Raw genomic sequence first — 13,040 nt, forward strand, 5'->3', positions numbered from 1 at the left:
CGGTGGGGCAAACCGGAACCTGGGTTATAGACCCGAACGCTTTAGGAGAAGACGCCTCTACTCTTTCTGATTCCGGTCTGAAAGAGCAAGCGACCTCGTTGATTAAAGAATCCCCGTTCTTATAGGACGGGGAGTGTCAACACTGCAACATGGTATCAGTGCTCGGCGAGGATAAGCTGTAACACATTTAAATTGTGAATAATTTGTGAATAGGGGCGCTTTGGGCAGATGGGCAGATGGGGAGATGGGCAGATGGGCAGATGGTAAACCGGCTTGTCCACAAGTGGATTGACCGTTGGTCACGCTACGGGAACGATTGGCCGTTGGCCACGCTACGGGATTGACCGTAGGTGAAGCTACAGGAACGGACATTTAAATTCATAAAAGCTTAATCACTAATTAAATATTTTTTTATACTTAAGTATTTTCTTTGAAAAGAAAAATTTTCCAATTTAAGGAATTTTTAAATAGTTAATATAAACTTCATTAAAACTATTCATTTAATTCATCCACTTTTCATATTTGTGAAAGCAAAATAAAAACAAATGAAGGAAAAAAATACGTGATTTTACTTAATTACCGCAAGCTAAAATCACAATTTTTATACTATAGGGTGCAATTAAAGAGTATTTTTTAGGAGTAATAAATATGTCTACTAATTCCACTAACAGAACAGTTTTGACTTTCGATGAACTGCCCTTTCAACCCGTTGATGACCTGAGTTTCATGGGGGTAACATTTGATTTCAAAGTAGGTGGGGTAGATTCAACGGATGCCAATTATGCTGACGCCGGTCCAGGCTCAATTTTCTTTGTACAGGATCCGAGTTTGGAAGGTGATGCCGCCGGAATCCTAACCCTTGACTTTGATGCACCCGTTTCCGAGCTTGAGTTTGGAGTGGCGCTGAGTACCTTTGGTACTCTCACACCTGGTTTTACAGTGGAACTGTTTGATGGCTCCACATTGGTAGATGAGATTGAAGTTGATACTACTTCACTGCCAATCTTTACCGAGGGTCTGTTTTCCTTTTCTGATCGTGATACACCAATAGACCGGGTTGTGATCGATTTCGATGATGCCGCTGCTACCCGCTTCGCTTTTGACAACCTTAGCTTCGAGAAAGCTGGTGTTACCCTAATCGGTACTTCCAACAATGATATCCTCGAAGGTGGCGGAGATGACGATATTATCAAAGGTCTTAACAGTAAAGATCTTCTTATAGGACTTGCTGGAGAAGACTACCTCGACGGTGGTGACGGTGACGATCTACTGTTTGGAGGGGACGGTCATGACACCCTCAAAGGTGGCAATGGTCAGGATAGCCTCATTGGCGGGGCTCATGACGATATCCTGGAAGGTGGCAAGGGTGACGATTGGCTTTATGGTCAAGAAGGCAATGATCTGCTTAATGGTGGCCAGGGTCAAGATCAACTATTAGGTGGTTTCGGTCATGATACTCTTATCGGTGGCTCAGGAGATAACATTCTAACTGGTGGCAGTGGGGAAGATACCTTTGTCTTGTCAACAGTAGGCAAAGTTACCATCACTGACTTTACCGATGGTGAAGATCTGTTGCAGTTAGATGGTCTAACCTTTGGTCAGATTTCAATTTTTGAACAAAATGACGATACCATAATAACCACCATCAATAATCAACCATTAGCTGTCTTGAGTGGTGTAGATTTTGGTGATATTACAGAGGCAGATTTTGTGCTTTAATCTGCTGTTTTCTTAATTGATAATTACTAAAATAGGGTTCTAAAAGGTAAAGGTTAAGCGATGCAGCGCGGTCTTGGGAAGGCAGCGCGGTCTTGGGGGTTCCCCCCATGAGCGACTGCCGTGGTTTCCCCCATGAGCGACTGCATCAAGACAAGGTGAAAGAAATTTGAAATAAACCTTGATAACCTTTACCCTTCTCACCGACGACCAGGAATCAAACCCCGACGACCTTCCATTACAGACAACTGCAAAAACTTATGCAGGTGCTCAACATGTGGGTTATCTGGTGGTAATTCCAGAGTTTGGAGGGCTTGAGTGAATGGTTCTCCTGAAAGATAGAGCTTCCGGAAGACATTTTTTAGCTGTCTAATTTCACCGGTTGTCAGTCCAGCCCGTTTAAGACCGATTAAGTTAAGCGATCGCACTCGGGATGGATTCCCCTCCACTAGCATATAGGGTGGAACATCCCGGTCAATGCGACTCATCCCACCCACCATAGCTAAACGTCCAATGTGGACAAATTGATGAATCCCCAAGACCCCACTAATTCTGACCTGGGACTCAATATAAACATGACCTGCTATAGCAGTGCCATTAGCGATAATTACAGAATCTTCAATCACGCAATTGTGAGCAAGATGACTATAAGCCATTAGCATATTGCCATTGCCAATTACGGTTGCTTCTCCAGCCCCGGTGGCTCGGTTAATGGTGACGTACTCTCGAATTAGATTATTATCACCAATTCTCACCCAGCTAGGAGCACCATCATACTTAAGGTCTTGGGGTTCCGAACCCAGTACTGCTCCTGGATATATTTTATTCCTGGCTCCGATCTCCATCGGTCCAGAAAGAACCACATGGGCACCAATGGTTGTTTCTGGGCCAACTTTCACATTATCTTCGATCACCGCGTAGGCACCAATCTGAACTGTCGGGTGTAGTTCAGCACCAGGATGGATAACAGCAGTAGGATGAATAAGTGTTGCCAATTTTCCAAACACCAAAGTGACCAATGACTAACAATACTGGCAACTTTTAGCTTGCAGGTTCCAGGCTACAAGTTGCCGGTTGCAGGTTGGCGGTTGCAGGTTGCAGGTTTAAGGTTTAATGTTTAATGTTTAATGTTGCAGGTTTAAGGTTTAATGTTGAAAGGTTAAGCTTGACTGTTGCAGGTTTTAGTCCTAATACATAAAATTAACTTTTAACCTAGAAAGTCAAGTATTTCAACAAAACAACCTATCCTAAATCGAAGGCCAAAGGCGAACAACTAAATAAACAACTAAATAACTTATGCGCTACGCGCACGCGTGCGTGTTCAACCAAATAACCTACCCTGAACCGAAGGCCAAAGGCGAATAACCAAATAACTTTTATTCGCTCTTACTAATTATGTTTTAATCCACTATAGAGAACATAAGTTCGCCTTCTACTGCTTTCTTACCATCAACAGTAGCAACTGAGTGTATCTTACCAAAACGACGGCGCTTGATGGACAAAAGTTCCGCAGTCATTACCAGTTGATCTCCTGGCACTACGGGACGCCGAAAACGAACTTTGTCAATCCCTGCAAATACGAATAATCCATCAGGACTATCGGGCATTTGGGTTAATACAATCCCGCCAACCTGAGCCATAGCTTCCACTATCATTACCCCAGGCATCAAGGGTCGTCCAGGAAAATGTCCTTGAAAAAAAGGTTCGTTGAAGGTAACATTCTTGATACCTACAGCTCGTTTACCTGGAACATAGTCAATAATCCGATCAACTAATGCGAAAGGATACCGATGAGGGAGTAGTTTATGAATCTCTTCGACAGTTAGAACTATTTTAGTCGATGAGTCATCATTTAGCTCCTGGGTACTTCCGGTAGAGTTATTTGGGGTGTTAACGTCAGTCAGTGTGGACATAAGCGTACTTTTATAGAATTACAAATTGCAGGTTAATTTATTAATTTTTAAAGGTTCAACCTTCTGTGTATTTAACTTGCAACCCATGCGTTCAGCCAGCTTTTTGGCAAGTTGGACATGGAGATGGTGGCTAGCTTTATAGGCCAGGATGTGAGCAACAGGAAAACGTCCTAATAAACTCAAATCCCCTACTAAGTCTAAAAGTTTATGACGCACTGGCTCATTTGAAAATCGTAAGGGAGGATTAACCCATCCGTGTTGACCACAAACCAGAGCATTCTCCAAGCTACCACCTTTTATTAAACCGCGATCGCGCAGCTGGTCAATTTGATCAGCCAAGCCAAAGGTGCGAGCTGGTGCGATCGCATCAGCAAAATTGTCCTGTTCTGGAGTCCAACTATACCATTGTTTACCAATAGCTGGTAACGCAAAGTCAATGCCATAGGTAAATCGAGTTTTGGGTGCTGGTACAGCCGTTACAAAGGCATCTCCGTGATAAACCGAGACTGGCTCGTTTAATACAAAAGGGATAGGTATTGTTCCTGAGGGAGTTAGGAGGTGAGGGGGTGTTAGGCTACCTCGAACTTGTCCGGTGGTAGAACTCTCGTATGCTTTTCCCTCCATTCCTCGAACCCTTGCTGCTACTACTCCCACATCCTGGATGGCTTCCAGCCACACCTTTGCCGAACCATCGAGAAGAGGCACTTCTGGACCATCAATCTCAATCTGAGCATTATCCACACCACTAGCAGCCAGTGCTGCTAAAAGGTGTTCCACCGTACGAACGGTAGCGTTTCCATACTGGGTTGATGTGGAGAGTTCCGTAGACAGTGTGGTACCTGAAACTGCATCTATGTTTGCTGGAATAACCGGTTTATCTGGTAGGTCAACCCGCACAAAATATCGCCCAACTCCCGCAGCTGCTGGTAGTACCCTTACTTTGGTTGAAATACCGCTGTGCAGTCCGACACCAGAGCGTTCAAACATACCAGCCAAGGTGTAATATACTGAAGACATATTTTTGGGAAAATTTCTATCAATAAATGCCGGAAAATTGAAAATTGAAAATTGAAATTAACCAATCACAAATTCCAATTAACAATTGACAATTAACCACTAACAATTCACAATTAACAATTAAAATTTCTCTCCAATACCAAAGTGAATACGACTGTCCCCTTCGGTATTCAAACCAAAGTCTACCCGAATCGGGCCAAGTGGTGACTGCACTCTAACCCCAAGACCGTAACCGAGACCAGTACCAGGTAAATCTCTCTCCTCACCGGGTTCACCAGGAACAGCACCAGCAGAACCAAGGTCAGTGCCAGCGTCAACAAATAGAGCACCCCCTATGACTGAGAAAATGGGGAAGCGATATTCTGCAGTAGCCTGAAGGTAGCTACGTCCTGATGCTAGGTCTCCCTCAGTAAACCCCCGCACGGAGTTACTACCACCAATAATAAAAGCTTCATAGGGAGGTAAATCCCCCAAGATAGTGCCCCCTTGAATGTTAAAGGCAAGAGCCTGAGGTCCTTTGGTAAAGTTGGTGAATTCCACAGGGATATAGAAACTATAGCTAGCTCTCAACCGATTCATTAAGATGCTGCCACTACCAATAGGAATAGATTGTTCCATGCCCAACCGGAGTAGAGAACCGTTAGTAGGTTGGGTGGTACTATTCCGTAAATCCCGCACTGCCCCTAACTGGACAGTAGTTAGGTCATCTTCACCACTGTCACTAAAGCTCAACAGTTCTCCATCTGTAGATTCAGGTCTGACATCCCCATCACTATCTTCAATGGCAACATGTTGATATCTCAAGCCTAAGGATGCTGTCCATTCTGCCCGTTTAAATACATCTTGCGATAAAGGACGGCGAAAAGTCACTCCACCACCAGTGCGCACAACCCGGGGGCGGTCTCCATCATCATCATCATTAGGAACTCTAATATTATTCTCACCGCTGCCTCCATTAAATACCAAGGAAATCGAGCGCCTTCGGAAAGCATTGATGGTGTAAGAGGTGCGGAAGGGGTCTCCTGCAATCCAAGGGTCTGTAAAGCTCAAATCGAACAATAGCTCTCGGGTTCCCAGCTGAAATTCTCCCCCTAAGGTCTGATTATTACCCCCTAGATTTTGCTGTTGATAGCTCACGGTACCAAAAATACCACTGGCAGAACTCAGACCTGCACCAGCCGCAATCGACCCACTACTCTTCTCAATCACATCTACTACTATGACCACCTGGCGTGGGTCAGTACCGGGTTCAAAGGAAAACCGTACATCATCGAAAATCCCTAAACCAAAAACTCGCTGTAGGTCCCTTTGGGCTTTCTTCCGGTTAAATACACTACCGGATTTTAACTCCACCTCCCGGGTAATAATAAAGGGGCGAGTATTACCCCCAACCGGTTCCTCTTTGTCAGTCATTGATGGAAGTGGGTTGCCATTTTCATCTACAACCGGGTTACCATCTTCATCGAGAAAACGCACCTTGACAGCTTCAATAACCCCTTCTGCCACAACCAAGGTGACTGTGCCATCCGGTGTGACTTGCTCAGCATCAATGACTTGAGCTAGGTCATAACCTTCTTCCTTATACCAATCGTTTAATTGTTTGATTCCCTCTTGCAGGTCTCGAAGATTCAGGATTGAGCCATATTGCTCACTGAAGATTTCATTAATTTTTTCCTGGTTTACGATCCGTTGCCCTTCCCCTGGGGGTTCTGTTTTGACTGCCACCTGACGCAATACTGGGTTAGCTCTGACAACAAAGCTAATCCTAACTCCCAAGGGAGTATCTTCTGGCTGAACATCCACACTGGAAAAGAAACCTGTGGCAAAGATAGCATTCACATCTTCCTGAAGCTGAGAGCGGGTGGTTGCTCGTCCTGGTCGGGTTTTAATCACCCGATAAATTTCCTCTTCCAGTTGGGGAGGTGCGCCAGTAATCAAGACTTCTGCTACCAGTACTCGTATCTCTGAAGAGTCAGAAGGAGGCTCAGTTGAAGGGGGCTCCAGTTGAGTGGGTTCCGGAAGTTGCGACAGTTGTTCTATCCCTATTGGAGGTGTTAGTTGAGCACTCCCTTCGATGCTATCGATTGATAAAGTGGGTTCAGTTGAAGGGGGCTCTAGTTGAGTGGGTTCCGGAAGTTGCGACAGTTGTTCTATACCATTTACAGGTGTTAGTTGAGCCATCCCTTCTATGCTATCCGGTGATAGTTGGGGTGGGTTTGGGCTAAAGGAGCGATGCAGCGCGGTCTTGGGGGTTTCCCCCATGAGCGACTGCATCAAGAAGGGTAACTCTGCGGCTGTTGAATCTACGGGAACCACTAGTTTAGTTGGTTTAGTGGGTACTGCCACCTGCTTTGGTGAAGAATTCGACCCTGAAAAAGTAGTAGGCACAGACTGCACAACACTCTTGGCCGGTACTGCTACCTGGGTTGGGGAAGAGTGAAGCGTCGAGGCAGTCGTTGGTTTTGCCTGCACAGCAATTGTTTCAAGAACCGCTGGTTCAGGTGTTTTTACGTCACTGGAATTCTGTTGAGGTGCATCCGGTAGGGACTGAATGGTTTGCCCACGGCTTGGTTTGGATACACCAATACTGGCAGTAGCAGCGATCATTGCTGCTAACAAAGGAGATAAACGCATTGTGTTATTTGTTTTTGACACTTCCACACACCATTCCTATTGGGTCATTGGTCATTGGTCAACTCTCAGTAAGCCATTGATTACTAGTTGACGGAGGGCTAACAACTCCAGTGCCATAGGAGCAACTATTATATTAGTTATTAGTTGTCAGCCACAGTACCATGACTGAAGACTTGACCTAAGCAAGCAATGCCCATGCCTGTTGTCTATTTTCGTTCGTCTGTGGTTATTTTTACCAATGTGCTGAATTTTTTTGGGTTACGGGTTAACGATGGCATCAATCCCGTCACTTGTTGTAACCCTGTCACGTCTAGTCAGATGCTGATTAGAGTTTGCTCTGAAGAACTTTTTGTAGCACTTGCTGATAGGCTTGTTCTACATTGCCCAAGTCCTTGCGAAATCGGTCTTTGTCCATCACTCGACGCTCCGGATCCGTTTCGGCTTGGTTCCAAAGGCGGCAGGTATCAGGACTGATTTCATCGGCTAATAGTAGTTCTTCAGACGGGGTTACACCAAACTCCAACTTGAAGTCTACTAGAGTAATGCCACACTGATAGAAGAAGTCAGTCAGAATTTGGTTGATTCGCAACGCTTGCTCAATCAGTTGGTTCAACTGCTCAGGCGTTGCTAGTTCCAGCAGTAGTAAGCGATCGCGTGTTAACAAGGGATCTCCTAAGTCGTCATTCTTCAAATAAAATTCCACTAGGGGCTTCGGGAGTACCCGACCTTCTGGTATTCCAGTTTGTTGACATAGACTACCAGCAGCAATGTTCCTGACTACCACCTCCAAGGGCACAATTTTTACCTGTTTGACCAACATTTGGTTGGGAGTAGGACGGTCAATGAAGTGTGTAGCTATGCCATTCTCTTCTAAGACTTTGAATAAATGAGATGCGATCGCACAATTTATCTCACCCTTACCAGAAATCTGACCTCGCTTTTGGGCATTAAAGGCAGTGGCATCATCTTTAAAGTGAGTTAGCAGAATCTCTGGGTCATCGGTAGTATATAGGATTTTCGCTTTACCTTCGTAGAGTTTTTGATCAGGGGACATAATCAGTAAGATGATGGTTCACTGACAATATCTTGACAGATAGATGTTGATAGATAAATTTAATTCCGGCATTCCTCGACAGAACCAGAAATCTAGTTTGACCCTATTGATGCTAAATGGGTTTGTCAGCTACATCTACATCTCGATCAGCGCTACTAGGGAGAAAGTGGTAACAGGGGAAGGAGTGGGAATAAATTTGGGTGATTCCTTACTCAGTATGCTTTTTTGTCAAAAACAAAGCCTAAAACCATTGCTTAGCAATACTTTTAGGATTTGAGATGCTATTTGCCATAAAAACTAAATCAAAAGAACTAAAAGCTATATAAAGTATTTTTTTAGGCAATTTCAGCTAAATCAGCAGGAGCCTCACGCCAGAATCTTTGATTTGGCGTGAGAGGTTAGAATTTACCGCAAGAATAGTGGAGCCTTTATGGTTGGCAGGCTATGGGAAAAGGGTAAAAACTTATTGATTAAGGCTCCACTATTCTAAGGTTTCGTCTCCGGAATGCGCGGCTGTGGAATGAAATGCAGCAGCCAAGTTGCTAGTCAGGCGAAACCTGCGACTCAATGTATTTCCGAAGTGTGGAAATAGTGACGCCGCCACAAGATGCAATAAAATACGAGTTATTCCACAAAACATCTTTCCAGTAAAACTGGTTGATTCGTTCCTGGAATTCACTTCGTAGTCTGCGACTCGTAACGGTCTTGAGATTATTGATGAACTTAGTTAACTCCATTTGCGGGAAATATTGAAACAATAGGTGAACGTGATCCTCCTCGCCATTAAATTCAATTAACTTACAGTCCCACTTCTGGCAAAGGTTTTCTACTATCTCTCCTAGTCGTTGCAGCATTTTTGCGTCAAATACCTTGCGACGATACTTAGAAGTTAGAACCAGGTGAGCCTTCATGTCACTTACTGATCTGCCTTTTGAAAGGAAATCATCTTTCATTGCAACAATCCTAAAACTTGTGCTAGGATTAGTGTAGTCAAAAAAAGTATCACTAAGTCGAAAAATTGAAATACACGTACCAGTACAAGGCACTTCCAACTACCGATCAGAAGTTAGAGCTAAATCTCTGGCTGCGGATTTGCCAGTACTGGTATAACCGACAGTTAGGGGACAGATTTGACTGGTGGGAAAATAATCGATCGCCAGTCAATGCTTGTCCGCTGGTCGCTTCGTTACCTGAGTTGAGAGACAAGCCTAACTATTACCTTCAAAAAAAATACCTGCCAAACCTCAAAAAAAAGTTTGTGAAGGTTGGATGGTCGGGCGAAGAACTGGATTTTTCGAGAGTTCCAGCAAATACATTACAAGAAGTTTGCAAACGGGTTGATAAGGCGTTCGAGAGATTCATTGCAGGTGATAACAAAGGAACTCGAAGTGGTAAACCACGATTCAAATCGCAATCACGTTACCGATCATTTGTTGTTGAAGGGGCTGGAGTCAAGTTACATTCTTGCTCGGTTGGTGGCAAGTACTTGTACGTCAAGATTCCCAAGATTGGGCTGGTAAAGATTCGTTCCCACCGTCACTTACCCAATGGGGCGATACTCAAACAGGTTCAATTTATCAAGAAAAATGATGGTTGGTTTGTGAACCTGCGATTAGAAGATCCAACTGTTCCAGCGGTAACACCAAATTCAATTCTGCCAACTTGGGAGAATTCACTCGGGATGGATGCCGTTCTACATGAGGATGATTACCTTGCTACATCGGAAGGAGTAAAACTCCCATCGCGCAAAGTCTTACGAAAAAGCCAGCACAAATTAACCCGAATTTCTCAAAAGAAAAATGCTCGAAAACGGGGATCCAGATCGCGTCGCAAACTAGCAAAACGAGAAGGACGTCAACACCAAAAGATAGCAAGGTGTCGTAAGGATTTCCAATACAAAACAGCTCACGAATTATTGAGAACTGGTAAGAAAGTTTTCTTTCATGAAAATCTCAATCTTAAAGGTCTCACAAAACGTAATGCACCCAAACAAGACAAGAATGGCACCTTTCTTCCAAATGGTCAATCAGCTAAATCTGGACTTAATTTGAGTTGGGTGGATGCCGCCTTTGGTCAATTCTTCCAAATCCTAGGACACATAGCTGAAAAAGCTGGAGCCTCTGTGATTGCGAAGAATCCTGCTTATACATCTCAATTACTTGCATATCGAGATGAGGTGATTTTCACTAATACCAGTATCCGCGAGTATTGGGATGACATAGAAACCATGCAGGTTGATAGAGACATCAACGCCGCTATCAATATCATCATAGTGGGGCTGGACGTGTTCCCCACTATAAAACGCTCCCAAGGTAAAGTTGTGATTGCTAGCTCAATTACCAATGATACCTCTAAGGAAGTTCTACGCATTCTTCGGAGTGTCTGAGAAGCCTACACCATACCTTTGGTTGGTGTAGGAGCGTCACAAATTTGGCTAGGAAGTTATAGTATAACCAGTTAAGTTAAGGTTAGGTTAAGAACGTCTGGTGCAGGCAATAGCTAAGTTAAGGTTAGGTTAAGAACGTCTGGTGCAGGCAATAGCTATGGTAGATACATCTGATTTTTTATACCCTCACAGTCCCTATCACGGTCAGTTCAAGCCAGAAAACCTGGTTTTTAACGCTAACTTACAGGAATTTGCTCAAAAAGTAAACTACATTTGTAATCTCGAAACTGCTGGTAAGCTGCCTCCAGAAGAGGCTTACCAGCAGATTAAACAACTGTGGAAAGACTTGAAACAAAGCAAAAAGACCCTGGGGATATAAAGGAAGAAATAGTTCATACTTTACTTCGTGGTCATCGTGTAAACTCCATCCCAGGAATCATCAGGAGGATGATCACAATAGTTTTTAGCTCGGTTAATATGGGTTTTGACAGGCCGGTCATTTGGTTGTATTTCTAGTGCATCAGTAAAATACTTGAGTGCCTGGTTAAAGTCTCGTTTGATGTAAGCATTACGCCCTGCTTGATACAAATCCAAGAACCGTTTTCTTTTATCGGTAAGGGATAGGTCGGTTTTGCCAATTAATTCATAAATCCTAACCGCTTCGTTTTTACCTTTTACCCGGATTTGATCTAACTCCCGCACCACAATGCGATCGCGGCACAAATTATAGGTAGACTCACTCAATATAATGTCGCAGCCATACTCTTTGGTAACGCTTTCGAGACGAGCACTTAAATTCACCCCATCTCCAATAACCGTATAGTCCATCCGTTTTTGGGAGCCGATATTCCCGGAAACCACTTCTCCAGAACTAATTCCCATCCCAATCCGGATTTCGGGTTGGTTATGACGGCTGCGATTGGAATTAAATTTTGCTAAGCGTGAGCGCATATCCAGAGCTGATTTGACAGCCTTCCAAGCATGATTTGGCAGGGGTAAAGGTGCTCCAAACACGGCCATCAAGGCATCTCCAATAAACTTGTCCAAGGTGCCATCGTGATTGAATACAGCCTCTACCATAGTTTCAAAATACTTGTTGAGCAACGATACCACCTCTGTTGCTCCGAGATGTTCTGTTAGGTTTGTGTAGCCCCGGATATCGGAAAATAGAATTGTTACTTCTTGCTTCTTGCCCTGCATTAAGGTATCTTCCCCGAGGGCTAAGACTTGATCAGCAACTCGTGGAGTCATGTAACGATACATGGCTGTCTTCATACGCTTCTCACGAGTCATATCTTCTAAAACCACCAACCCACCTCGCACACTTCCCTCTGGGTTGAGCAAAGGATTGACGCTTAGGTTGAGACTGCGTTCAATTTCCTGAACTTGGTATTTTGACAAATAATCAGTAGATGAAGATTCCGTGTGGGGTGTTTCATTCCAGGGTACATAAACATTCGGGTCATCCCACTTTGGCATTGCCAGCACCATCGATGGTGATTCTGAATCCCCTTGAGGAGCTCTATACAGACCAATCTTCAGAGTTTGTTCTGGCATATAATGCCGAGTCCCTGTAGCCAAGCTATCTTGCCAACGCCACTGGAGATTTTCAATCGGCACTATATCCCAGATGTATCGACCAGTCAGCTTAGACTGCCACAATTTCCAATCGGGACTGCCTTTTCTACGATTAGGACCACCTAGGAACTTGATGGCTGCATCATTGATCATCACAATTCGTCCCTGCATGTCAGTGGAAATCACTGCGTCGGTTAGACTTTGCAGGATATCTTGCTGATATTGCTTTTCAATCAGGACCCTTTCAAACAGCTGGGCATTTTCCAGAGCTATGCCTGCCTGAATATTAAACGCCCGCATAAACTCTTGATCAGAGCTGGTAAAGTAGCCTTGGTGCTTGTTGATTAACTGGGTTACACCGATTAATTTATTTTTGGAGTTAAATACCGGCATACAAAGAATGCTTTGGGTGCGATAACCGGTTTGTTTGTCAGTGGTCGGGTCAAAACGGTCGTCTTTATAGGCATCTGGAATATTGAGCGGCTTACCAGTCGATGCTACATAACCAGCAATACCTCGGTTGGCTGGTATTCGAATTTCTATGGTATTTTTTCCATCCGCTGTAGCTACCTTACTCCAAAGTTCGTTGCGATCTTGGCATAGCAAAAATAGCGTAGAGCGGTCCGCTTGCATTAGATCCCGAGCCTGCTCCATAACTAAACTTAGGGTTTGTTCGAGCTTCAGGCTCTTCCCCAGAGACTCCGTTGCCTTGAGCAGAGCAATCACTCCTTTTTTGTTGTGT

At 44.2% G+C, this 13,040-nt stretch carries 10 protein-coding genes; 3 read left to right on the forward strand and 7 right to left on the reverse strand.

Annotation, left to right across the window (positions count from 1 at the left end; genetic code table 11):
- Positions 1-648: 648 nt before the first annotated feature.
- Positions 649-1,719 carry a hypothetical protein gene (locus tag F6K52_RS21530; RefSeq protein WP_293082391.1) on the forward strand — a complete coding sequence of 357 codons (1,071 nt, stop codon included), beginning with the start codon at positions 649-651 and terminating at the stop codon, positions 1,717-1,719.
- A gap of 197 nt (positions 1,720-1,916) precedes the next feature.
- On the opposite strand, the gene lpxA is transcribed toward F6K52_RS21530, so the two are convergent.
- The 6 genes from lpxA to tnpA all read right to left on the reverse strand — a co-directional run bounded on the left by lpxA (position 1,917) and on the right by tnpA (position 9,287).
- Positions 1,917-2,711, reverse strand: coding sequence for an acyl-ACP--UDP-N-acetylglucosamine O-acyltransferase (gene lpxA, locus F6K52_RS21535; protein WP_293082393.1), 795 nt, complete (start codon positions 2,709-2,711; stop codon positions 1,917-1,919).
- A gap of 405 nt (positions 2,712-3,116) precedes the next feature.
- Positions 3,117-3,629, reverse strand: a complete 513-nt coding sequence (gene fabZ, locus F6K52_RS21540) for a 3-hydroxyacyl-ACP dehydratase FabZ (protein ID WP_293082395.1) — start codon at positions 3,627-3,629, stop codon at positions 3,117-3,119.
- Between the two features lie 18 nt (positions 3,630-3,647).
- Entirely contained in the window at positions 3,648-4,646 is a 999-nt protein-coding gene (locus F6K52_RS21545; protein ID WP_293082397.1) for a UDP-3-O-acyl-N-acetylglucosamine deacetylase, read from the reverse strand.
- 120 nt (positions 4,647-4,766) lie between these two features.
- On the reverse strand, positions 4,767-7,280 hold the full coding sequence (locus tag F6K52_RS21550; RefSeq protein WP_293082409.1) for a BamA/TamA family outer membrane protein: 2,514 nt from the start codon (positions 7,278-7,280) through the stop codon (positions 4,767-4,769).
- 325 nt (positions 7,281-7,605) lie between these two features.
- Positions 7,606-8,334 (reverse strand): phosphoribosylaminoimidazolesuccinocarboxamide synthase, encoded by a 729-nt coding sequence (gene purC / locus F6K52_RS21555; RefSeq protein WP_293082399.1) that lies wholly within the window; start codon positions 8,332-8,334, stop codon positions 7,606-7,608.
- A 542-nt stretch (positions 8,335-8,876) separates the two neighbouring features.
- On the reverse strand, positions 8,877-9,287 hold the full coding sequence (gene tnpA / locus F6K52_RS21560) for an IS200/IS605 family transposase (RefSeq protein WP_293082401.1): 411 nt from the start codon (positions 9,285-9,287) through the stop codon (positions 8,877-8,879).
- Between the two features lie 65 nt (positions 9,288-9,352).
- Here tnpA and F6K52_RS21565 point away from each other — a divergent pair, with 65 nt between their 5' ends.
- Positions 9,353-10,720 carry a transposase gene (locus F6K52_RS21565; RefSeq protein WP_293082403.1) on the forward strand — a complete coding sequence of 456 codons (1,368 nt, stop codon included), beginning with the start codon at positions 9,353-9,355 and terminating at the stop codon, positions 10,718-10,720.
- Between the two features lie 157 nt (positions 10,721-10,877).
- Positions 10,878-11,099, forward strand: a complete 222-nt coding sequence (locus F6K52_RS21570; protein ID WP_293082405.1) for a hypothetical protein — start codon at positions 10,878-10,880, stop codon at positions 11,097-11,099.
- 20 nt (positions 11,100-11,119) lie between these two features.
- Here the strand turns inward: F6K52_RS21570 and F6K52_RS21575 are convergent.
- Positions 11,120-13,040, reverse strand: a 1,921-nt coding sequence (locus tag F6K52_RS21575; protein WP_293082407.1) for an adenylate/guanylate cyclase domain-containing protein, incomplete at its 5' end; no start/stop codon positions are given.

Source organism: Moorena sp. SIO3H5 (assembly GCF_010692395.1).
Lineage (GTDB): Bacteria > Cyanobacteriota > Cyanobacteriia > Cyanobacteriales > Coleofasciculaceae > Moorena.

Bases quoted from the DNA above. Each gene is read 5' to 3' on its own strand.
- F6K52_RS21530 (WP_293082391.1), top strand. From the start codon at position 649: ATGTCTACTAATTCCACTAACAGAACAGTTTTGACTTTCGATGAACTG.
- fabZ (WP_293082395.1), bottom strand. From the start codon at position 3,629: ATGTCCACACTGACTGACGTTAACACCCCAAATAACTCTACCGGAAGT.
- F6K52_RS21545 (WP_293082397.1), bottom strand. From the start codon at position 4,646: ATGTCTTCAGTATATTACACCTTGGCTGGTATGTTTGAACGCTCTGGT.
- F6K52_RS21550 (WP_293082409.1), bottom strand. From the start codon at position 7,280: ATGCGTTTATCTCCTTTGTTAGCAGCAATGATCGCTGCTACTGCCAGT.
- purC (WP_293082399.1), bottom strand. From the start codon at position 8,334: ATGTCCCCTGATCAAAAACTCTACGAAGGTAAAGCGAAAATCCTATAT.
- tnpA (WP_293082401.1), bottom strand. From the start codon at position 9,287: ATGAAAGATGATTTCCTTTCAAAAGGCAGATCAGTAAGTGACATGAAG.
- F6K52_RS21570 (WP_293082405.1), top strand. From the start codon at position 10,878: ATGGTAGATACATCTGATTTTTTATACCCTCACAGTCCCTATCACGGT.